Source organism: Achromobacter animicus, assembly GCF_902859585.1.
Classification (GTDB): Bacteria; Pseudomonadota; Gammaproteobacteria; order Burkholderiales; family Burkholderiaceae_B; genus Achromobacter; species Achromobacter animicus.
Map to the genome: position 1 here is coordinate 469,466 of NZ_CADIJM010000002.1, position 21,281 is coordinate 490,746.

At 67.1% G+C, this 21,281-nt stretch carries 16 protein-coding genes; 8 read left to right on the forward strand and 8 right to left on the reverse strand.

From position 1 onward, the window contains the following. Nucleotides 1-36: 36 nt before the first annotated feature. A complete protein-coding gene (locus HV681_RS07065; protein ID WP_254594908.1) occupies nt 37-1,296 on the reverse strand; it encodes a YbfB/YjiJ family MFS transporter in 1,260 nt (419 codons plus the stop codon). A gap of 222 nt (nt 1,297-1,518) precedes the next feature. Beyond that, the gene (locus tag HV681_RS07070; protein WP_175122395.1) at nt 1,519-2,394 is read right to left on the reverse strand and encodes a LysR family transcriptional regulator; all 876 of its coding nucleotides are present in this window, start codon (nt 2,392-2,394) and stop codon (nt 1,519-1,521) included. A 171-nt stretch (nt 2,395-2,565) separates the two neighbouring features. On the opposite strand from HV681_RS07070, the gene HV681_RS07075 reads away from it, so the two are divergent. From HV681_RS07075 to HV681_RS07085, 3 genes are all read left to right on the forward strand, one after another. Beyond that, nucleotides 2,566-3,147, forward strand: coding sequence for a sigma-70 family RNA polymerase sigma factor (locus HV681_RS07075; RefSeq protein WP_175122396.1), 582 nt, complete (start codon nt 2,566-2,568; stop codon nt 3,145-3,147). Then, nucleotides 3,144-4,136, forward strand: a complete 993-nt coding sequence (locus HV681_RS07080) for a FecR domain-containing protein (RefSeq protein WP_175122397.1) — start codon at nt 3,144-3,146, stop codon at nt 4,134-4,136. Before HV681_RS07075 ends, HV681_RS07080 begins: the two co-directional genes overlap by 4 nt. A gap of 140 nt (nt 4,137-4,276) precedes the next feature. Continuing rightward, nucleotides 4,277-6,745, forward strand: a complete 2,469-nt coding sequence (locus HV681_RS07085) for a TonB-dependent receptor (protein WP_437340374.1) — start codon at nt 4,277-4,279, stop codon at nt 6,743-6,745. Nucleotides 6,746-6,761: 16 nt separating this feature from the next. On the opposite strand, the gene HV681_RS07090 is transcribed toward HV681_RS07085, so the two are convergent. From HV681_RS07090 to HV681_RS07110, 5 genes are read right to left on the reverse strand one after another with little or no spacing between them, the layout of a single operon-like run. After that, a complete protein-coding gene (locus tag HV681_RS07090; RefSeq protein WP_175122398.1) occupies nt 6,762-8,864 on the reverse strand; it encodes a TonB-dependent receptor family protein in 2,103 nt (700 codons plus the stop codon). A gap of 32 nt (nt 8,865-8,896) precedes the next feature. Further along, nucleotides 8,897-9,337 (reverse strand): CopD family copper resistance protein, encoded by a 441-nt coding sequence (locus tag HV681_RS07095; RefSeq protein WP_175122399.1) that lies wholly within the window; start codon nt 9,335-9,337, stop codon nt 8,897-8,899. Then, nucleotides 9,334-10,032 (reverse strand): ATP-binding cassette domain-containing protein, encoded by a 699-nt coding sequence (locus tag HV681_RS07100; protein WP_175122400.1) that lies wholly within the window; start codon nt 10,030-10,032, stop codon nt 9,334-9,336. Before HV681_RS07100 ends, HV681_RS07095 begins: the two co-directional genes overlap by 4 nt. Then, entirely contained in the window at nt 10,025-10,804 is a 780-nt protein-coding gene (locus tag HV681_RS07105; protein WP_175122401.1) for an ABC transporter permease, read from the reverse strand. Before HV681_RS07105 ends, HV681_RS07100 begins: the two co-directional genes overlap by 8 nt. Further along, entirely contained in the window at nt 10,801-11,805 is a 1,005-nt protein-coding gene (locus tag HV681_RS07110) for an ABC transporter substrate-binding protein (protein WP_175122402.1), read from the reverse strand. Before HV681_RS07110 ends, HV681_RS07105 begins: the two co-directional genes overlap by 4 nt. Before the next feature lie 57 nt (nt 11,806-11,862). Here HV681_RS07110 and HV681_RS07115 point away from each other — a divergent pair, with 57 nt between their 5' ends. Continuing rightward, nucleotides 11,863-12,576 carry a Crp/Fnr family transcriptional regulator gene (locus HV681_RS07115; RefSeq protein WP_175122403.1) on the forward strand — a complete coding sequence of 238 codons (714 nt, stop codon included), beginning with the start codon at nt 11,863-11,865 and terminating at the stop codon, nt 12,574-12,576. Nucleotides 12,577-12,694: 118 nt separating this feature from the next. Then, on the forward strand, nt 12,695-13,429 hold the full coding sequence (locus tag HV681_RS07120) for a TehB-like domain-containing protein (protein ID WP_254594909.1): 735 nt from the start codon (nt 12,695-12,697) through the stop codon (nt 13,427-13,429). Between the two features lie 18 nt (nt 13,430-13,447). Here the strand turns inward: HV681_RS07120 and HV681_RS07125 are convergent, their stop codons facing one another. Next, nucleotides 13,448-14,146, reverse strand: coding sequence for a response regulator transcription factor (locus HV681_RS07125; protein ID WP_175122404.1), 699 nt, complete (start codon nt 14,144-14,146; stop codon nt 13,448-13,450). A 78-nt stretch (nt 14,147-14,224) separates the two neighbouring features. Between HV681_RS07125 and HV681_RS07130 the strand changes: the two genes are divergently transcribed. The 3 genes from HV681_RS07130 (at nt 14,225) to HV681_RS07140 (ending at nt 21,265) form a co-directional block, all read left to right on the forward strand. Continuing rightward, nucleotides 14,225-16,264, forward strand: coding sequence for a sensor histidine kinase (locus tag HV681_RS07130; RefSeq protein ID WP_175122405.1), 2,040 nt, complete (start codon nt 14,225-14,227; stop codon nt 16,262-16,264). Nucleotides 16,265-16,553: 289 nt separating this feature from the next. Continuing rightward, the gene (locus tag HV681_RS07135; protein WP_175122406.1) at nt 16,554-19,574 is read left to right on the forward strand and encodes an autotransporter family protein; all 3,021 of its coding nucleotides are present in this window, start codon (nt 16,554-16,556) and stop codon (nt 19,572-19,574) included. A gap of 176 nt (nt 19,575-19,750) precedes the next feature. Then, the gene (locus tag HV681_RS07140) at nt 19,751-21,265 is read left to right on the forward strand and encodes an argininosuccinate lyase (protein ID WP_175122407.1); all 1,515 of its coding nucleotides are present in this window, start codon (nt 19,751-19,753) and stop codon (nt 21,263-21,265) included. The last annotated feature ends 16 nt before the right edge of the window (nt 21,266-21,281 follow it).

Consider the following 21,281-nt stretch of genomic DNA (forward strand, 5'->3'; position numbering starts at 1 on the left):
CCTTCGTGTACGCCCGACAGGCGCCGGGCGTGCGTGTCATCGGCAATCGGGCGCGGGGCCGCAAGGCTGGGGACTGCCTTGCAGCAGCCGGCCGATCAACTTTTCCACCGCGCCGGCCTCGGCCAGGACCGCGATGATCAGCGCCGCCGTGCCGATGACGAACATCGTCCGGTGCTGGCCGCCGCTGGCGCTGAACACGGCCGAGTAACCGTAACCGGCCAACGCCTGGAAGGTCGCAAAGCTGACCGTTGCGCGGCTCCAGGCCTGGTTCTGCGCAAAGGCATCGTGCGGAATCAGGTCGTGGATGCGCGCCAGCGCCAGCGGCACGATGCCCGGCGGGAAGGTGCCCGCCACCAGCGCGGCGGCGCCCAGCCATGCATGGTGGTGGCTGAAGCTCAAGGCGCCCATCGCGATCGCCTGAACAGCCAGCACGACGCGCAGGGCCTGGCGCGGGCCAAGCCGATCGCCCAGCCAGCCGTAAAGCGGGGGGCCCACCATTGCGCCGACGCCGTAGAGAATCCAGAAGCGCGCGCCGGCCGCGGCGCCCGCGCCCAGGCCGCGCTCGACGAAGTCCACCAGGAAGACCATCGCCGGGACCAGCGCTACGGCCATCAGCCCATACTGGCCGAACAGCAGGATCACGCCGGCGCGGTGATCGGAGGGCTGGCGGGCAGGGGAAGGCGTGCCCGCCACGGGGTTCGCCAACCGGCGCGACGCGGCGCCATGCGCCGGCCACGCACGCCAGGTCAGCAGGGTCAGCGCGGCCGAGATGGCGGCAAGACCCAGCCATGCCGCCCGCAGCCCCATGCCCAGCAGCCACGGCACGACTGTGCCGGAGCCTGCAATGCCGACGCCGATGCCCAGGAAGATGGCGCCGCCCGCCAGTCCGCGCCGTGCGCGCGGCACATGCGGCAGGATCGTCGCGGCGGCCAGCACCATGATGGCGCCGCCCGCGATGCCCGAGGCAAGACGCCAGCCGAAGAACCAGCCGATCGACAGCGGCAGGCTGCACGCCGCAAAGGCCAGCGTGACCAGCGCCATCATGACGCGCAGCACCTGTGTGCTGGAAAGGCGCCGCGCCAGCGGCTGGCCGATGAGCGCGCCGATGAGATAGCCGGTCAGGTTGGCGGCGCTCAGGAACACGACGCTGGACGAGGAGAACCAGTGCGCCTGGATCAGCGCGGGGACCAGCGGCGCGTAGGCGAAACGGGCCAGGCCGATGCTGGCCAGGCTGGCGGCGAACCCGGCAAGGACGTACCGCCATGCAGCGGTGCCTGCTACGGGCGGTGTTGCCACGGGAGTTGGCGTCGCGGAGGGGGCGACGGCGGATGAATGCGACATGGGGAACCTCACGCTTCGAATGCCGGGCGAAACCATCCGGGCTGCGAAAAAGTATAGGTAGCCGGTGCGCTGCAATCACGCAGCATTTTGCAATTCGACCAATGCAAAAATGCGGCAGTAAACCTGGGCAATAACCGGTGGCAATAACCGCTGACAGTCGTCGCTGACTATCGCCGTCTATTGCGGCGGCGGGTCGAACTGCTTTGCGACGGCGTCGATGAATGCCCGCACCCGGGCCGTGTGCCGCAGGTCCTGGTGCGTCACCAGCCACACGGGAAAGCCGCCTGCGCGTTCGCGCGCCGGCCACAGGCGGACGAGTCCGCCGCGTTCGGCCATGGGCACGGGCAGTTCGCCGATGCCGATGCCGTCGGCAATCATGGCGCGCAGCATCAGGCTGGAATTGGCCGTGGCCACGATGCAGCCTGCCTGGGCCGGTTCGCCGACGATGGTGGGCGCGCGGCCGCCTTCGAGGTAGGGCTGGTAGTACACCAGGTCATGCCCTTGCAGGCCCTCGCCTTCCGCCGGCGTGCCGCGCAGTTCCAGATACTGCTCGCTGGCGTACAGGCCCACTGGCCAGCGGGCCATTTGGCGCGCGACGAGATCCGGGTTCTCGGGCTTGATGTTACGGATGGCGATGTCCGCCTCGCGCCGGGCAAGATTGGCCATCTGGGTCGACACGTTCAAGCGGACACGCACGGCAGGGTGCTGCACGTGCAGCGCCGCGATGGCTGGTATGACGAATTCCATGGCCAGCGAGTCGGTCGTCGCAACCTTGACCTCGCCTTCCAGCCGCCCGTCCGTGCCTTGGGCCTGCCGCACCAGGTCGTGGGCAAATTGCTCCATGCGTTCGGCGGCGCGCAGCACGCTTTCACCCGTGGGCGTGAGCGTGTATCCGGTGGAACTGCGCAGGAACAGCGTCGCGCCCAGGGTGTGTTCCAGCGTGGCGATGCGCCGCCCGATCGTGGCCTGATCGACGCCGGCCACGCGCGCGGCGCGCCGCAGGGTGCCTTCCCGTTGCAGCGCCAGAAAGATCCTTGCATCGTCCCAGTTCATCGCTTCCTTCGCGGCTGTGTGCCGGCTTCGCCAGGCCCGTCGGGGCAGCGGGATTATCGCCTAAACCCCCGTTGCCAAACCTCGCCACCCCGGTCCATAATCTGCGCTTTGTTAATTGATAACCGTTCGCATTAATAAGCAATGTGAGCGGTATCGCGTGCGGGCGGGATCGTGAGCGGATCGGAAGGGGCATCCCAGGACTTCGAGAGCCTATACGGCAATCACCACGGCTGGCTGCTGGCCTGGGTGAACTGGCGCCTGGGCAACGCGGCGGACGCCGCCGACCTGGCGCACGACGCGTTCGTGCGCCTCTTGACGCGCCCGTGCAAGTTCGACAACGCCCGCCATGCCCGGACCTATCTGCGCCGGATGGCCAACGGCATGTGCATCGACCTGTGGCGCCGCCGCGACCTGGAGCAAGCCTGGCTGGACGCCCTGGCGGCGCAGCCCGAGCCCACGGTGTCCTCGGCCGAGGATCAGGCCATGGTGCTGCAGGCCCTGGGCGAAATCGACGCGATGCTGCGCGGATTGCCGCCCAAGACCGCCCACGCCTTCGTCATGGCGGTGGCGTGCGAGATGACCGACCAGGAAGTGGCGGACGTGCTGGGCGTGTCGTCGCGCATGGTCCGCAAGTACGTCGCCCAGGCCATGCTGTGCTGCATGCAGCTTGAGGCGCGCCTGGCGGCAGGACATGCGGACGAGCCGGCCGGCCCGCCGCAGATGCCCGCGGCATTGCAGGCGGCCGCCTCATGAGCGCCGCGCAGGCGCGCGAGCCCTCTCATCGCGCGATGGAGCAGGCCGCCGAGTGGTATGCGTTGCTGCGATCCGGCGATGCGTCGGCCGCCGAGCGCCAGCAATGGCAGCAATGGATCGACCGCGCGGCGGAACACCGCGAGGCCTGGGGTTACGTCGAACGCATTGGCCGCCGCTTTTCCCCACTGCAATCCAGTCCTGACCGGGACGCCGCCGTGACGGCGTTCGGGCAGGCCGCGTCGGCCCGGCCGCGCGCTCGCCGGCAACTGCTGCTGGGGATGGCGGGGGCCCTGGGCATCGCCAGCCTGGGGTGGACGGCGTGGCGGCAGACGCCCTTGCCCCTGGCGGCCTCGACCTGGGGCGCGGACCATCGCGCGGGGCTGGGCGAAACGCGCCACGTCGCGCTGGCGGACGGTACGCAGGTCTGGCTGAAGGCGCTGAGCGCGTTCGATGTCGACTATGGCGCCACATTGCGCCGCCTGCAGCTTGTCGCCGGTGAGCTGCTGATCCAGACCGCCGCGGACCCGATCCGTCCCTTTGTGGTCGACACCGCGCAGGGCCGGCTCCAGGCGCTGGGTACGCGTTTCACCGTGCGTGGGGAGGACGACGGCGTGGTGGTGGCCGTGCACGAAGGCGCCGTCCGGGTCGACACGGCCGCCAGCCGCGCCAGCGGCATCGTGCCGGCGGGGCGACAGGCGCGGTTTACGGCGGACACGTTGGACGGCTTCCTGCCGTTGGACCCCGCCCGGGAGGCCTGGACGCGCGGCGTGCTGGTGGCCGACAACACGCCGCTGGCGGACGTAGTGGCCGAATTGCGCCGCTATCACTTCGGCCACCTGGCCGTGGCGCCGGAGATCGCGCGGCTGCACGTCTTCGGCAGCTATCCCATCCGCGAGACCGACCGCGCGCTGGACATGCTGGCCTCGGTATTGCCGGTGCGCGTGCGCCGCACGATGCCCTGGTGGATCAGCCTCGAAGCGCGCGCCTGAAAAAAATTTCCGCGAAACGGTTCCGGGTTTTGCCCGCTCGTTCGAATAAGGACAGTAAGAGCCGCTCGCGCCCTGCAATCCGCATGGCTGGCGCGCCGCTCTCCCTTCCAGAACTTACGCACGAGAGCACAGGTCCCGTCATGTCCCACCGTCCTTCTTCCGCCGCCGCGGCCTTTCCCGTGACCCGCGCACGCGCCTTGGCCGCCCGTCGCGGGCGTATCCCGTCCTGGGGCCTGCCGTTGGCCCTGGCGATGGCCGTTTCCGCCGTCTGGGGGCCGACGGCCCACGCGCAGGCCGCGCCCGCGACGACGGGGGCGGCGGATCTGATGGCCTTCGACATTGCCCCCGCGCCGCTGAACCAGGTGCTGACGCGGCTGGCGAACGAGTCCGGCATCCTGCTGGCCGCGCAGCCGTCGCTGGTGGCCGACCGCCAGAGCAATGGCGTGCGCGGCCGCTATACCCCCCATCAGGCGCTGGAGCAGGCCCTGGCCGGAACGGGATTGCGCGCCACGCGCGAGGCGCCGAACCAGTACCGCCTGAGCGCTTTGCCCGCCGGCCAGACCACCACGCTGGAACCCGTGACGGTGACGGCCTCGGGGCTGGCGAGCGGCCTGCCGCCCGTCTACCCGGGCGGCCAGGTGGCGCGCGGTGGGCGTCTGGGCCTGTTGGGCGACCGCGACGACATGAGCACGCCGTTCAGCGCGACGCAGTACACCGCCAAGCTGATCGAGGACCAGCAAGCGCAGAACATCGGCGACGTGCTGGTCAATGACCCCACCGTGCGCAATACGTACTCGCGCGGTGCGGGGCGCGACGAGTTCAACATCCGCGGGTTCACGCTGTTCAATTACGACGTGTCGTTCAATGGCCTGTACGGCGTGTCGCCGCGCAATTCCAGTTCGCTGATCGGGGTGGAGCGCGTCGAAGTGCTGCGCGGTCCCAATGCCTTGCTGAACGGGATGGCGCCCTACGGTTCCGTGGGCGGCTCAATCAACCTCGTGCCCAAGCGCGCGGGCGCCGATCCGCTGAACCGCTTTACCGTGTCGTACATCGGCGACAGCCAGTTCGGCGCGCACGCCGACCTGTCGCGCCGCTATGGCGAGAGCCAGGAGTGGGGCGTGCGCCTGAACGTGGCCGGCAGCAGCGGCGACCTGCCGATGGACGGCGCGAAGGAAGACCTGGGCGCCGTGGCGCTGGGCCTGGACTACCAGGGCGAGCGCCTGCGCGTGGAAGGCGACATCAACTACCAGAACCGCACTACCGATGCGCGCAGCGGCCTGCTGTTTCCACCGCCGTCGGGCGTGGACATCGGCCGGGCGCCGGACGCGCGCCGTAATTTCTTTCCGTCGTGGACCTACTGGAAGACCAAGGAATGGTCGGGCGCGCTGCGCGCCGAGTACGACGTGTCGCCGGACTGGACCGTCTACGGCGCAGTGGGCGCGCGCAAGCACGACTTTGAAAGCATGCAGACCAGCTGGCTGATGCTGAACGAAGCGGGCGATATCGGCGCGGTGCCGGCCCGCCTGAACGAGTCGCTGCTGAGCAAGACGGGCGAAATCGGCGTGCGGGGGCGCCTGCAGACCGGCCCGCTCAAGCATGAGCCGGCGCTGAGCGCCAGCGTGCTGGACATCGACTATTCGGCGGCGCGAATCCGGTCCAGCACGGTGTTTTCCAACATCTACAACCCCGCGGACCTGCCCAAGCCGAACATCGCGCGGCCGTCGGATCTGCCGCGGGCCAGCGATTCCCGGCTGGTCAGCATTGCGCTGGCCGACACGATTTCGATGGCCGACGATCGCGTGCAATTCATCGCGGGCGTGCGGCACCAGCGCGTGGAGTCGACCAACTTCGACGCGATGAGCGGTCGCCAGACGTCGAACTACAACGAGTCCGCCGTCACGCCGGCGTTTGCATTGACCGTCAAACCCACGGAGCGGCTGGCGCTGTATGGCAATTACATCGAGGGCCTGAGCCAGGGCGGGACGGCGCCCGAAGGCGCCGTCAACGCGGGCGAAGTGTTCGCGCCTGAAATCTCCAAGCAGTTCGAAGTGGGCGCCAAGTACGATTTCGGCCAGTTTGAAACGACGCTCAGCGCGTTCCAGATCGAGCGTCCCAGCAGCTATCTGGATCCTGCCAGCCTGCGCTACGTGTCCAATGGCAAGCAGCGCAACCGCGGTCTGGAATTCCTGGTGCAGGGCGAGCCGACGCACGGCGTGCGCCTTTTGGGCGGCGTGGCCTATACCGATGCGCGCCTGACGCGTACCGAGGGCGGCGTCAACGACGGCAATCGCGCGCCGGCCGTGCCGCGTCTGCAATTCAACGCGGCAGCCGAATGGGACACGCCATTCGTGCCGGGCCTGACGCTGACCGCGCGGATGCTTCGCACCAGCTCGCAGATCGTCGACGTCGCCAACACGCAGGAGATTCCGGGCTGGACGCGCTTCGACGTGGGCGCGCGCTATGCCTTCAACGCCAACGGCAAGCCCGTGGTCATCCGTGCGATGGTCGAGAACGTGCTGAACAAGAACTACTGGCAGTCCGCGGCGCGCGAAGGTCTGACGGTCGGCGCGCCGCTGACGGTGCTGTTGTCCGTGAGCACGGAGTTCTAAGGCAAACGGTCCGCCATCAGAACTTGTACGCCACACCCGCGCTGAACGCGCGGCCGTTGCCCGGCAGGAAGACGGGCATGGCGGGCGTGGCCGTGTTGCGGATGGCGTAGCTGCTGGCGTAGGTCTTGTCGGTGAGGTTGTCGGCCGTGACATAGCCGCTCCAGTGCGCGTCGTGCTCGTAGGCGATCTTGAAGCCAAGGAGCGCATAGGCTTCCTGCTGCGTGCCGGGCGCGTTGGCGTGGTTGGTCTCCGTGTCGCTCATCAGCCAGCGCACGTTGGGGCCGAAACGCCAGCCGCCGATGCGGTACATGACTTCGGCGCTCAGCAGATGGCGCGGCACGCCGGCGATGCGGTTGCCTTCATATTGGCCGTTGCGGAAGCGGAAGTCGCTGAGCGTGTAGGCGATGCGGTAGTCGAACATGCCTTCGCCGGGCGAGGGTAGCGTGCCGTAGAGGCCGGCTTCGATGCCCTGGTGCCGCGTGCGGCCGTTGTAGTTGTAGGTGCCGGCGGGCGTGCCGTTTTCGTTGGTGACCGACATCAGCTCGTCGTCGACCTTGCTGCGGTACAGGGACACGCTCCAGTGCTGGTCGCGGCCGGCGACGGTGAACGTGCCGTCGCCGCCGACTTCATACGTGAGCGCGCGTTGCAGGTCCAGCTTGCTCATGGAGGTGCTGGCCGTGGCCGGGTTCATCGGCGCGGCGACTTCACCGTTGACGATTTCCCAGAAGGTCGGCACTTCGTTGCTGCGGCTGACGTTGGCATACCAGCGCTGCGTCGCGGCCGGCTGCCAGATCACGCCCAGCTTCGGCGTGGCGTAGCGCCAATCCTGATCCAGCGTCTTGCCGCTGTTGCGCTCGTGCGCGTCGCGCACCGCGACGGTGTATTTGACGTCACCCACCACGCTGAACTGCGGCGTCAGGTGCCAGTCCACGCCCACCATCGCGCTGCGGTTCTCGGCGCGCAGGTCGTAGTTGCCAAAGCGTTGCAGGCGCTGGCCATCGGACGGGCGGATGGCGTACAGGTCGCGGTCCATGTTGCTGCGCTGCCAGTCCAGTCCGGCGCGGTAGTCCACCGTGCCGATCTTGCCGTTCAGTTGCCAGGCAATGCCATAGGTGTCGCTGTCGGTCACGTTGGCGACCTGGGGATTGGTGAAGTCGTCGTTCGTGTGCTGCCAGTAGACGCCGGCGGTCTGGTTGAAGGCCTCGGTGCCCCAGAAGCTGCGGTTGGCCAGGCGGAACTGGTTGGTGTCGCGGTGCTGGTCGCTGTTGTAGACGTTGTTGGAAATATCCTGCGGCGAATTGCCGTCGCCCAGCACGCTGCGCGGGTCCTCGTACATGCGCGCCTTCGGGATTGGCTGGGGAATGTCGAACTTCAGGTCCGTGTACGAAAGATAGGTGCGGTTTTCAAAAAGGCCTCGCCGGAAGCCGACGTTGCCTTGAAAGCTGGTGCGTTCGGACGACGAGTGGTGGCGGTAGCCGTCCGACTTGTCGTAGCCGAAGGCGAAGCGGCCGTCGAAGCGCTCGTCCTGAAAGCCCTTGGCCAGCGTGACGTTGCGGGTGCCGAAGCTGCCGCCGCCCAGCCGGATGAAGTCGCCCTGCGTGCCGGTGAGCGACTGGAAGTCGACCTCGCCGCCCAGTGTGCTGGCGCCCGGGGCCAGCGCGTTGGCGCCGCGCCGCACGGCGATGATGCCGGCATTGCGCGGTTCGAGCAGGCTGATGATGAAGGAACCGTCCGCGTCGTTGAGCGGCAGACCGTCCTGCATCAGCAGGATGCCGCGCGACAGCGGGTTGCTCTGGATGCCGGAACCGCGGATGTTCAGGCGCGGCTGGTCCAGGCCGCCAAAGAATTCCTGCACGATGACGCCGGGCTGGTATTCCAGCGCGTCGCGCAGCGTGATCAGGCGCACCGCCTGCTGCGGCTGGATCAGGTTGGTGCCGCCGGGCACGGCCTGCAGTTCGGCTTGCGTGCGTTGTACGCTGGGTTCCAGTGCATTGGGGATGGTGGTCCCGGAAACGACGACGGGGGCCAGCGACGGCGCATCCTGCGCCGCGGCGACGGACAGCCCGAGGGCGCTCAGGGTGAGGGTGGATGCGAGCTGGCGCAGGACAGGGGTAGACATCAGATGGATTCCACGAAGGACGGGCCTGGGCGTTACCAGGAAATGTGAAACATGGTCTTGGCCAGCAATACGATGCCGGCCATATGACAGAACACGCTCAGATGCACGCGTGAACGGAGCGCGGCGTGCAGGCGTTGGCGGCGCGCCAGCGTCATGGCTGTGATGACGTGCAGCAGCACGCTGCCGGCCAGCGCCATCTTCAAGAGCAGCAAGGCGGCGAAGGCCGAGCTGCCGGGGCTGGCGAGCACGGCGCGGTAGTGCCAGGCCATGCCCAGCCCGCAGGCGTAGAGCACGACCAGGACCCAGGGCATTACGCCGCGCACGCGCGGCGCCAGTTGCTGCGACAGCGCGCGGCGCACGTCGGCGGGCAGGCGTCTGGCGACGGGTTCGAGGAACAGCACTTCGAAGATCACGGTGCCGATGAAGATCAGCGCGGCGAACAGATGCACGATGTGCAGGGCGAGGTAGGTCATGGTTGCTTCCTTGAGTCGAGCAGCAGGGCGTGCAGGCGTTCGGCGTCGGCGGCGCGCTGCGGGCTGCCAATAGACCCGCTGAGCGAGACGGGCTCGAGGCGGCCGTTGCCGACCATGACGCAGCGGTCGACCAGGCCCAGCAGTTCCTGCGGGTCGTGGCTGATGCAGATGAGGGCCGCGCCCAGGCGCGCGACTTCTTCGTGGCAGCACGCGGAGAGCTGGCGGCGCAGCGCGGGGTCGAGCGCGCTGAAGGGTTCGTCGAGCAATAGGAGGTCGGGCTCCAGCGCCAGCGCGCGGGCCAGCGAGACCCGCTGCGCCATGCCGCCCGACAGCTCTCCCGGCCAGGCATTGCCCGCGCCCACCAGCCCGACCCGGGCCAGCCATTCATCCGCTTTCGCGCGGGCGTCGGCCATGCGCAGGCCGGTGGCGCGCAGCGGTAGCGCCACGTTGTCGCGCGCATTGCGCCAGGGCAAGAGGCGCGGCTCCTGGAACATCAGCACCGGATGCCGGAACGTGTTGCGCAGCGTGCCTGCCGTGGGCGCGAGCAGTCCCGCCGCCAGACGCAGCAGCGAGCTCTTGCCCGCGCCGCTGGGGCCGGCAAGGCCCAGCCGCTCTCCGGCAGCCAGTTGCAGGTCGATGCGGGCCAGCACCGGCTGGGCGCCAAAGCGCAGCACGAGGTTTTGCATGTCAAGCATGGCTCGGCTCCATCCAGCGTCCCAGGCGGCGCTGCAACGGCTGCAGCAGTGCAAATTCAAGCAGCGCGACCAGGCCGAAGATCAGCAGCACCCACGCAAAGAGTTCGGCGGTGTCGAACGTGCTGCGGGCATTGGCGAGCGCATAGCCGATGCCGTTTTCCGCGCCCAGCACTTCGGCCATCACCACCAGCCGCACGCCGCCGCACAGGGCGATGAGCAGGGCGGCCAGAAGCGGCGCGCTGAGCGCGGGCAGGTAGAGGTGGCGCAGGCGCAGCCACGGGCCGTAGCGATAGACGTGCGTCATCTCCATCAGCCGCCGGTCCACGTGCAGCATGCCCTTGACGGTGTTGACGTACATGCCGGGCGCCATCATCAGCGTGGTGATGAAGATGACCATGGGCGATCCCATGCCGAACCACAGCATGGCCAGCACGACCATCACCACGGGCGGCACGGCCATCAGCAGCCAGCGCAAAGGTTCGATGAGGCCACGCAGGCGCGCGCTGTGCCCGGCCAGCACGCCGAGCGTGAAGCCGATGGAGGCGCCGGCCAGCACGCCCACGCCGATGCGCATCAGGCTGACGCCTGCGTTGGCGAAGAACTGTTCGCTGCGCACGAGGGGGCCGATGGCGCGCAGCGCGTCCCAGGGCGTGGCCATGAGCAGCGGGCCAAGATGGCGGGCGGTCAGGTGCCATGCCAGCAGCAACAGCAGGACGCCGGCCACGCTCCAGCCGCGCGACGTGCGCGCGGGACTTGCGGCGGGGGCGCTCATGGTCCGTAGAAGCCGACAGGGGGCAGCTCGCCGCCGATGGCCTGCGGAAAGCGGCTGGCCAGCAGGCGGTACAGCGCTTCCAGCTCGGGACGGGCATCGTGGGCGCTGCGGCTGTCCAGCCGCGTGCCGCGAATCGCAGTCACGACAGCCGGCGCGGGCAGGTGCGGCAGGTGTTTGCGCACGAGGTCGGCGCAGGCTTCGGGGTTGGCCGCGCACCAGCGCGCCGACGCGGCGTAGGCGGCGTCCACCGCGCGGCACAGCGGGGTATCGTCCGCCACGCCTGCGCCGGCCATGACGCCGGCTTGCGGCAATGAAGGCTGTTGGGGAAAGCTGCCGCGCCACGCGGCTTCCAGGCTCTGGCCGCGGTGCAGCGCCATGCCGCCGGCCTGTTGCGCGCGCCACAGCAGCAGCGAGGCCATGGGTTCGACGAGCAGCACGCTTTCCGCCTGACCACTCAGCATGAGGGCGATGGCGTCCTGGCCGTCGCGGGTGCGGCGCAGCGTAACCGGCGCCAGGCCTTTGTCGGCCTGGGCCTGCAGCAAGGTGTCCAGCAGCACGGCGGGAAGATCGCGCTGGAAGGGCGCGACCAGCTCGCGTCCCGCCAGGTCAGCGAAGGTCTTGATGTCGGGATTGCGGCTGACGAGCCACAGAATGCCCCAGACCGAGATGTTCAACAGGCGCACCGGCATGCCGCGGTTGTGCAGCAGGGCGGGCAGGGTGCTGGGCGCCGCGCTGAACTCGACGTCGCGGTTCACCAGCAGCGTGCGCAACTGGTCCGGCGTCTGCCACAAGCGGAAGCGCAGCTTGTCGGTGTGATCGGCCAGCGCGCCGGTGGCCGCCATGTGCATCAGCGGATAGCTGACCACGGCGCCCGGTCCCGCGAGGGTCAGTTGGGCCCGGCGTTCGAGCGTGGCGGCCCGGACAGATGCAAGGCGCGGCAGGAGGGCGGCGCCCAACGCCGCGGCGCAGAAGCGGCGGCGGGTGTGCTGAGGTGAGGTCATTATTCTAAATAGGAACTATTATCGTTTTATTCTCACACTCAAGCCGAACGACCCAGAATGACAAATATCAATGTGCTCGAGCCGCGCGCGGCGGCCGTCCGCCTGCTTGCACAGCATCCGCTGCTGGCCGGATTACCGGCGGGCGTGGCCGACGATCTTCTGCTCGATGCGAGCGTGCTGCGGGCGCCGGCCGGGCAGATCCTGTTCGGCGAAGGCGACGAGGCGCGCCACTACCTGCTGGTCGAGACCGGGCAGGCCGAGGTCATGCGCTACAGCTACAACGGCGACGAGCGCGTGTTCCGGGTTTTCGAGCCAGGGCAACTGATGGCCGAGGCCGCGATGTTCATGCCGCACGGCCGCTATCCGATGCAGGCGCGCGCGCGGACGGATGTGCAGTGCTGGCGGCTGGCTCGCACGAAGCTGCACGACGCGTGCCGGCGCTGGCCCGATCTGGCGCTCAAGCTGCTGGCCGGTATGAGCCAGGCGGTTTATGACCAGGTGAACAAGGTCGACTGGATGACGTCCAGTTCTGCAGCGGAACGGCTGGCGAACTACCTGATGGGGCTGCAGGAACCGCAGGGCGCCACGCTGACGCTGCCGCTGAACCAGCGCCAGCTTGCGGCGCATTTGGGCATACGCGCTGAAACGCTGAGCCGGCTGCTGAACGACTGGCAGGCGCAGGGCTATATCAGCGGCAAGCGTAGCCAGTGGGTGGTGACTGATCCGGCCCATCTGGCCAGCCTGTCGATGACGGCCAAACGGCCGTTCTGACACGCTCAAACGCACGCGTGCGCCGGGATCGGGCGCGCTTTTGATGCGGTCGCGTGACGTGGAATGGCGCGCGCGCCAATGACCTTCGTCATGTGATCGGATGCGCGGCGTGCGGAGAATGGCAGGCGTTCTCACGTCCAAGCGCTTCCCGCCTTTCATGCCTTTCACGCCGCAATCCGAACCCGCTAGCCCGACGCCAGCCCCCACCGAAGACGACATCCGCAGGCTGGTCCACACCTTCTACGCCAAGGTGCGCGAAGACGAGGTGCTGGGTCCGATTTTCAACGCGCGCGTGAAGGACTGGGACCATCACCTGTCGCTGCTCTGCGATTTCTGGTCGTCGCTGGTGCTGGGTACGCGCCGCTTCAAGGGAGCGCCGATCCCGGCGCATGCGCGCATTCCAGATCTGTCGTGGCCGCTCTTTGAACGTTGGCTGGCGCTGTTTCACGCCACGACGGCGGCGCTGGGACACGCGCAGCTGCAGACGACGGCGGACGCAATGGCCGATCGTATCGCGGCCAAGCTGTGGGCCGTCTGGCAGGCGCGGGCGGACATCGCCAGCCTGCCCGACCGCTTGCCGCCCGGCGTGCAGCCCTATATGGACAGTCCCGTGTTCACGCCGGACAACCTGCCGGACGCGCTGAAGGCGGCGCATTCCACCAAGCCCGGCACGTGGGGACTGTTGAAGGTGCACGCGGGCGTGCTGCGTTTTGTGCTGGACGATGCCCCGCATACCGAAGCCGTGCTGACCGCGGGCCAGCAGGTGGTGATCGAACCCGGCGTGCGGCATCACGTGGCGTTTGAACTGCCGGGCCGCTTCGAGATCACGTTCTGCCGGGCGGCCGAAGCCTGATGCGCGGCGCGGCCGGGGTCAGTCCTTGACCTTTGCAGGCTGATAGAAGCAGTAGCCGCTGCTGCGCAGTGTCTTGACGGGCAGCGTCTGGCCGCTCAGGGCTTCGACGCGGCGACGCAGCCGGCGCATCTGCGTATCGAGCCGGCGTTGATCGTAGTCCAGGTAATCGGCGCCCAGGGCTTCGACGATCTGCCGGCGGCTGATGTTTTCGCCGGGCTGGCTCATCAGGCAATGCAGCACGGTCAGGTCCTGCTGCGACAGCGGCATGGCCGCCGCGCCAGGAATGTGCAGGCGGCGGGGGCCGATTTCAAGCAGCCAGCTCAAAGGCGGCTGATCCCGGCCCGGCTGAGGCAGCCCCAGCCGGCGCACCAGCGCGGCCAGCGTTGCAGCCAGTTCATCCAGGTCGCAACCCTTGCCCAGATAATGGTCGGCGCCCATGCCCAGGCCCGAAATCCGGTCAGGGCCGGTCTGGCGCGCGCTGAACACCACGATGCCCACTTGCTGACCTTCCTGGCGCAGACGTTGGATCAGGTCCAGGCCGCAGCCATCCGGGAGACCGATGTCGATGACGGCCAGATGATGGCGGGCGGGGTCGAAGCGCTGGTCGAATTCCTGCAGGCTGGACGCGCACGAGGGGGCGTATCCCAACTCTTCGAGGAATTCGCCGAGCTCCTGACGCAGCACGGGTTCATCTTCGAGCAGGATCACTTCAGGCATGAGGCGCCTGAGGAATGCAGCGTGAGGGGCTGGTGTAATCTGCCGGGTTGCACGGAAATGCTGCGTAGATTGCGATTGATGAAACGGGAATGTTACTCCAGGGCCACGCTGTGGCTGACGCTGCTGGCCTGCCTGTTCGCGGGCCTGCTGGCCGCGGCCGCACCGGCGCGCGCCGAGCCGCTGCGCCTGGATGGCTTCCATAGCGTTCAGGACGCGGCCGGGCATCTTGAGCGCCTGATCGATCCCGATGGCGAGCTCGACGTGGGAAATGCCGCCAGCGCGAACGGCTGGACGCCGCTGCCGGGCAGCCTGAGCGCCGGCTTCACGCCCGCGACGATCTGGCTGCGCCTGCCCGTGCAGGTCGATAAGGTCATGCACGGCGGCTGGATGCTGCGCCTGACCAACGCACTGCTGGACGACGCGCGCATCTACGTGGGCCATGGCGGCGGCTGGACGATGCTGGGACGCAGCGGCGAGGATCTGGCGCGGCGCAAATGGCCGGTGGACTATCGCAGCCCCGTGATCCAGTTCAATCCGTCCAAGCCAGGCGAATACGTCATCCTGGTGCGGCTGCAAAGCAAGAACGCCATGGCGACGCGGCTGGAAGTCTGGCAGCGGCTGGCGTTCGACAACCAGTCGCGCCGCGAGGGCCTGCTGTTCGGGCTGTATTTCGGCTTCTATCTGCTGCTGATCTGCGCGCACGCGGCGTTCTGGCTGGTCACGCGTGCGCCGATGAGTGGATTGTTCCTGGCCTACATCGGCAATTGCGTCTTCAACGAGGTGCTGTCGCTGGGGCTGGTGCAGCAGTTGACCGGCCTGCCGGTAGCCTGGAGCGATCGGCTGCTGGGCGTTGGCATCGCCGTCAGCCTGCCGGTGGCGCTGCGTGTCGCGTTCCGCCAGTTGAACCTGGAAGCTTTGTATCCGCGCGCCGTGCGCTGGCTGGACTGGCTGTTCTGGGGCATCGCCGCGATCTGTTCCGCGCTGATCGTGACGGGGCACTACGGCGCCGGCATGCAGCCGATTCAGGCGCTGGCGCTGCTGGTGATCGTGGGATTCACGACGCTGGCGGCTTATCTGCTCAAGCGCGGCTGGCGGCCGGCCCGCTTTTTCGCGTTGGCGTTCGGGGTGTTCTACCTGGGCGTGCTGATCGCTTTCCTGCGCAACCTCGGGGTGTTTCCGGTCAACGCCTTTACCGAATACGTCTCCACGCTGGGCACGATGCTGCACATGCTGCTGCTGAGTCTGTTCATTGTTGGCCGTTACGAACGCCGCCGCCGCGTCCGCGAACTGCAGCAGGCCAACCTGGCGGCCGATCTGGCACGCCAGCACAGCCACTGGCTGGAACGCGAAGTTGCGCTGCGCACGGCCGAAATGCAAGGCGAGATCGAACGCCGCGTCGCGCTGGAGGGCGAGCTGCGCACGTCGCTGGAAAAGGAACGGCAGATGTTCACGGAGCAGCGCGAATTCGTGGCGATGGTGTCGCACGAATTCCGCACGCCGCTGGCGATCATCACGACGTCGGCGCAGCAGCTTGGTCGCAACCTGGCTGCGCCACTGGAGAAAAGCCTGGCGCGCTGCGCCAACATCCGCAATGCGGCCACGCGCCTGCTGGCGCTGGTGGACGAATACCTGACCGATGACCGCATGCGAGAGCCGCGCGCCGAGCTGCGCATGACCCGGTGTGATCTGCCCGCGCTGCTGCAGGACCTGGCGAGCGAGTATCCGCCGGGGCGGGTGCAAAGCACCTACGAGACGCCCATACGCGCGCTCGATTGCGACGCGGGCATGCTGCGGATTGCCCTGCGCAATCTGCTGGCCAATGCTGACCGGCATTGCGAGGCAGGTGGAAGGGTGAGCGTCTTGGTAAGCGAAGAAGGGGACATGCTGCGCATCGCGGTCTCCAATCCCGGCACCCGCATTCCGCCTGCCGAGCAGGAGCGGCTGTTCCAGAAGTACTACCGCGGCCACAACGCCATGCGGCATCCCGGGGCGGGCTTGGGCCTGTATCTGGTGAGTTCGATTGCAGAGCGGCTTGGCGGATCCGTCGCGCTGGCGTCGGCCGGCGGTTACGAACCGGTGTCTTTCTGCCTGGATTTGCCCCACGCGGCAGCAGCCTGAACGCGTGGTCGGCGCATTAATCGGGACGCCGCGGCGCGCGATTGTTGCGTGAACGCATCTATTTGTTTCAGGCGACGCCTTGGGTAGCTTTATTCAAAATCGGGAAAAGCGCGCGATTCTCTGCCTAATTTGCGCGATTTGAGGTGGCGGATTCTCGGATCTTACAAATCGCTCAGATTTGCTCAGATTCCGTTTTGCAATGGTCGGTACATTTCAGACACGAAATTTACATGGTCACTACAAAATGTCTCGCCGCTTCCCGCTTACTCGTATTGCTGTATTGCTTAGCTTGAGCCTTTCGCCTATTGCCACCCCGTACGCGCTGGCGCAGATCAGCCCGGAGTATTTGCAGGATGGATACGCGGATCCCCTCGTGTTTGGCAACATCGAAAACACGGCGTCCTCCAACTATCCCTACATTCGCCTGCAAAGCGGTGCGGTGCGGAATGGCGACCTTATCAACAGCGCGCGCCTGCAGGGCGGGTACTACGACGGCTCCTTCTCGGTGGAAGCGTCGACGCTGAACGGAAACATCCGCAACGAAGCCAACAGCACGGCTTACGGCGTGGGTCTCGCCCAAGGCAAAGTGAGCGGCGACATCGTCAACAACGGCGATCTCTACGGCCGATACATCATCTTCGGTTTTGCAGGCGTCTCGCCCATGGCTCAGCCGTCGAGTTCCAGCGTGACGATCACCAGCCACAGCACCGTCGGCGGCAAGATCATCAACAACGGAACCATCTATTCCGACAGCAACTCCGTCGTTTTCCCGACGAGCGGACTGGCGATTGAAATCTCGAACAGCAGCGCGGTCAACGGCGGCATCGAAAACAACGGCACGATCAACGGCGGCATTCTGGTCACGGACGGCTCTGCCGTGAACAGCGACATCGTCAACATCGGCACCATCAACGCGAACAACATCGCCTCCTCGTCCATGCCGGTGAACAATCTGGCCCTGGAACTCAGGAATGCCAGCACTGTCACCGGCAACATCGACAACAAAGGCACCCTGAACGGCGGCATCCTGATCGGCGACAATTCGCACGTGAAGGGCGACATCGTCAATGCCGGCGTCATCTACGCGAGCTCGCCCTCCCCGATCTTCCCGAGCAGCAATCTGGCGGTGGAAGTGCGCAATGGCAGCACCGTCGACGGACGCATCGAAAACTCGCAGACCATCAACGGCGGCATCATGGTGAGCGGCGGCGCCGAAGTGACGGGCGGCATCGTCAACAGCGGCTCGATCCTCGCCAACACCTACATGTTCGCCTCCAGCAGTGTCGCGGTCGACGTCGAGGGCGCCGGCCAGCCGATGGTGATCACGAACACCGGCACCATCATCGGCGACGTGCGCCTTGGCGCCTCCACGTTGAATATCGACGGCGGCAACATCTATGGCGCCATCACCGGCGAGGACAACCAGCACAGCTTCCTGTTTGCCAGCGGCGGCGGCACCAGCACGGTGAACATCAACACCAACTATGCGCCCCAAGGCAACATCACCGTCGGCGCCGTGAACGTCGCAGCGGGCAAGACGCTCACGCTGTCCGGCACGAAGGTCAATGGCCTGCTGACCGTGAACGGCACCCTGGCCGGTTCCGGCGATGTGGGCAACACGACGCTGGCGTCGGGCGCAACGCTGTCGCCGGGCACCGCCGCGAAAACGGGCCACGTGATGATGTCGGCCATGACGCTGGCGCCGATTGGGTCGATCGGCATCATCCCGACCAATTCCGAAATCGGCACCGTGACGGTGAACGGCGACCTGACCTTCATGCCCGGCTCGACCTACCGCGTCGATGCAACCGACGATGGCAAGAGCGACCGCGTGAACGTCACGGGCACGGCCAATCTGGCCGGTAACGTCGTGCATATCGGTTCGGGTGGCACCTACGCCGCATCGACCGCCTACACGATCCTGTCTGCCAACAGCGTGAACGGCAAGTTTGGCGGCGTGTCCAGCGATCTGGCTTATCTGCAACCGACGTTGAATCAGGAAGGCAACGACGTGGTGCTGAAGCTGGACATGAAGCAGGTGCCCGTGGACCCGGACCCGAAGCCGACCAATCCGGACCCCAAGCCGGCCGAGCCGGACACCAAGCCCAGCCCGGGCAAGCCCGTCGACAACGGTGGCGGCAACACGGACAGCGGAACCCGTCCGATCGAGTTCGCCGATTTGGCGGTGACCGGCAACCAGCGTTCGGCGGCGAACGCGGTGCAAACCCTGCCCAAGACCAGCTCGCTGTACACCCGCGTCCTGAACCTGCCCAACGGCGCCCCGGCCGGCGTGTTCGCCGATCTGTCGGGCGAATCGTTCGGCAGCAGCGTGTCGGCGATGCAGAACGTCAGCAACAACGTCGCCAGCCTGCCCACGGCACAACTGCGCGCCAACATGAACGCCGGCTTCATCCCCGGCCCGCCCACGGCGCAAGTCGGCCGCGGCGACGCCTCCATGCTGCCGCGTTCGAACGCGCAGCCGCTGTGGGCGCAGGCCTTCGGCAACTGGCGCTCGATGGACGGCAACGGCAACGTCGCCAAGTCCCGTGAACGTGATGTCGGCATCTTCGTTGGCGGCGACCACGGCGTGGGCAACGGTTGGCGCCTGGGTGGCGCGTTCGGTTACACCGACAGCCGCATCACCGTGGACGACCGTTCGGCCAAGTCCGACGTGAACAGCTACAGCGCGATCCTGTACGGCGGCAAGTCGTTCGAAGCCGGCTCGGGCAAGATCAACTTCACCGCTGGCCTGGCCTACACGTGGCATGACATCGACAGCAAGCGCAACATCAACGCGGCAGGCCAGTACCAGGAACTGAAGGCTGACTACAGCGCCAGCACCGGCCAGGTCTTCACCGACGTCGGCTACGCGATCCCGCTGAACGACCGTGTCACGCTGGAACCGTTCTTCGGCGCCGACTTCAGTGACCTGCGCACCCGCGGCTTCTCGGAGTCGGGCGGTGACGCCGCGCTGAGCGGTCGCAGCAGCACCAACAACGTGGGCACCACCACGCTGGGCCTGCGCGCGCAGACCACGTTTGACGTGAAGGACACCGCGGGCCGTCTGCGCGGCATGCTGGGCTGGCGCCATGCCTACGGCGACGTCAATCCGGAAGCCACGATGTCGTTCGACGGCAGCCAGCCGTTCACCGTGGCGGGCAACCCGCTGGCGCGTGACGCGGCTGTGATGGAAGTGGGCGTGGACCTGGCAATGAGCAAGAACGCCACGCTGGGCCTGGCTTACTCGGGTCAATTCGGCGACGGCAACCGTCAGAACACCGGCACCGTCAACGTGAGCTGGCGCTTCTAAGGCATTCCGTCTCGGCGGATGCGAAAGGCCGGCCTCTTCGGAGGCCGGCTTTTTTTGCGTCGGCGGCCTATCTTCGCTCAGCCCGTTGTCAGGCGCCCGCGCCTCCGTGCAATACCGGGTGTCCGGCGAAAACGCGCTCCGATACACTGTCCGGTCACCCCTATAACGAGAACGCCATGAGACAGTTTCTTCCGACCCTGGGCGCCGCCCTGGTGCTAACGCTGGCCGGCAATGCGGCCACCGCGCAGCAATCTCCGCCGCGCGACCCCTTCTTCTGGTTGGGAGAAATCAACAAGGCCACCACGGTCATCAATGCCGACGAAGGCCTGCTCGACAAGTCCATGGCGCCACGCCTGGCGGCTGGCGTCGCAAAAGTCATCCACGACGGCAACCAGCCCGGCGCCAAGCGGCCGGCCACCGTCATCACCTTTGAACCGCTACTGATCAAGGCCGCTGGCGAAGACATCACCCTGCTGCACGCCGGCCGTTCCAGCCAGGACATGCACGCCACCTACCGCAGCGCCATCCTGCGCGACAAGCTGCTGGATCTGGCGGACCAGTTGAATGCCACATCCACCACGCTGGTGGAGCTGGCGGCCAAGCATGCGGGCACCATCGTGCCCAACTACACCAACGGCGTGGCCGCGCAGCCCAACAGTTACGGACACTATCTGCTGGGTCAGGCCGCGGGTCTGGCGCGGGACGCGCAACGCATCCGCGAAGCCTACGTCCGCATCGACCGGTCGCCTATGGGCACCACCGTGCTGAACGGCACGAGCTGGCCGCTGGACCGCAAGCGCATGGCGCAATACCTGGGCTTCGAGGCGCTGGTCGACAACGCCTACGATGCCTCGCAGATCTCGTCCATGGACCAGCCCGTCGAGGTCGCCTCCATCGTCACCAGCATTGCGCTGCGCACGGGCAATTTCGTCGAGGACGTCATGACCCAATACGCCCAGTCGCGCCCGTGGATCCTGCTGGAAGAAGGGGGCGGCAACACGTACGTGTCCAGCGCCATGCCGCAAAAACGCAATCCGGGCCTGCTCAACGACACGCGCAGCGACGCGTCCACGGCTGTGACCTTGGCGATGGGGCCGGTCCTGCAGACGCACAACATCACGCCGGGCATGAGCGATCCCAAGGACGTGAAGCAGAATTCCGCGATGGTCGATAGCGGCATTTCGGCGCTCAAGCGCTGGGACCGCGTGCTCAAGGCCATGGTCATCAGCCCCGACCGTGCGCTGGAAGAGCTGAACAGCGACTGGACGGCCTCGCAGGAGCTGGCGGACGTGCTGATGCACAAGTACAAGCTGCCGTTCCGTGCGGGCCATCACTTTGCGTCCGAGGTCGTGTCGTACGCCAAGGCGAACAACATCAAGCCGCTGGATTTTCCGTATGACCAGGCGCGCCGCATCTATGCCGATGCGATGAAGGACTCGAAGTACGGCACCGACCTGCCGATGAGCGAAGCCGAGTTCCGCTCGACGCTGGATCCTGTGGCCATCGTGAAGAACCGCGCCACCATCGGCGGTCCGCAGCCCAAGGAAATGGACCGCATGATCCAGGCCGCGCGCGAACAGCTGGCCGCGCAGGACAAGTGGATCAAGGCGCGCCGCGCGCATATCCGCGATTCGCTGGCGGAACTGGACAAGCAGTTCGACGCACTGGTGGCCAGCGCGCCCAAGCAATAACGCCCGCCGGCGGAAT

Bases quoted from the DNA above. Each gene is read 5' to 3' on its own strand.
- HV681_RS07070 (WP_175122395.1), bottom strand. From the start codon at position 2,394: ATGAACTGGGACGATGCAAGGATCTTTCTGGCGCTGCAACGGGAAGGC.
- HV681_RS07080 (WP_175122397.1), top strand. From the start codon at position 3,144: ATGAGCGCCGCGCAGGCGCGCGAGCCCTCTCATCGCGCGATGGAGCAG.
- HV681_RS07085 (WP_437340374.1), top strand. From the start codon at position 4,277: ATGTCCCACCGTCCTTCTTCCGCCGCCGCGGCCTTTCCCGTGACCCGC.
- HV681_RS07090 (WP_175122398.1), bottom strand. From the start codon at position 8,864: ATGTCTACCCCTGTCCTGCGCCAGCTCGCATCCACCCTCACCCTGAGC.
- HV681_RS07095 (WP_175122399.1), bottom strand. From the start codon at position 9,337: ATGACCTACCTCGCCCTGCACATCGTGCATCTGTTCGCCGCGCTGATC.
- HV681_RS07100 (WP_175122400.1), bottom strand. From the start codon at position 10,032: ATGCTTGACATGCAAAACCTCGTGCTGCGCTTTGGCGCCCAGCCGGTG.
- HV681_RS07105 (WP_175122401.1), bottom strand. From the start codon at position 10,804: ATGAGCGCCCCCGCCGCAAGTCCCGCGCGCACGTCGCGCGGCTGGAGC.
- HV681_RS07110 (WP_175122402.1), bottom strand. From the start codon at position 11,805: ATGACCTCACCTCAGCACACCCGCCGCCGCTTCTGCGCCGCGGCGTTG.
- HV681_RS07115 (WP_175122403.1), top strand. From the start codon at position 11,863: ATGACAAATATCAATGTGCTCGAGCCGCGCGCGGCGGCCGTCCGCCTG.
- HV681_RS07120 (WP_254594909.1), top strand. From the start codon at position 12,695: ATGGCAGGCGTTCTCACGTCCAAGCGCTTCCCGCCTTTCATGCCTTTC.
- HV681_RS07125 (WP_175122404.1), bottom strand. From the start codon at position 14,146: ATGCCTGAAGTGATCCTGCTCGAAGATGAACCCGTGCTGCGTCAGGAG.
- HV681_RS07130 (WP_175122405.1), top strand. From the start codon at position 14,225: ATGAAACGGGAATGTTACTCCAGGGCCACGCTGTGGCTGACGCTGCTG.
- HV681_RS07140 (WP_175122407.1), top strand. From the start codon at position 19,751: ATGAGACAGTTTCTTCCGACCCTGGGCGCCGCCCTGGTGCTAACGCTG.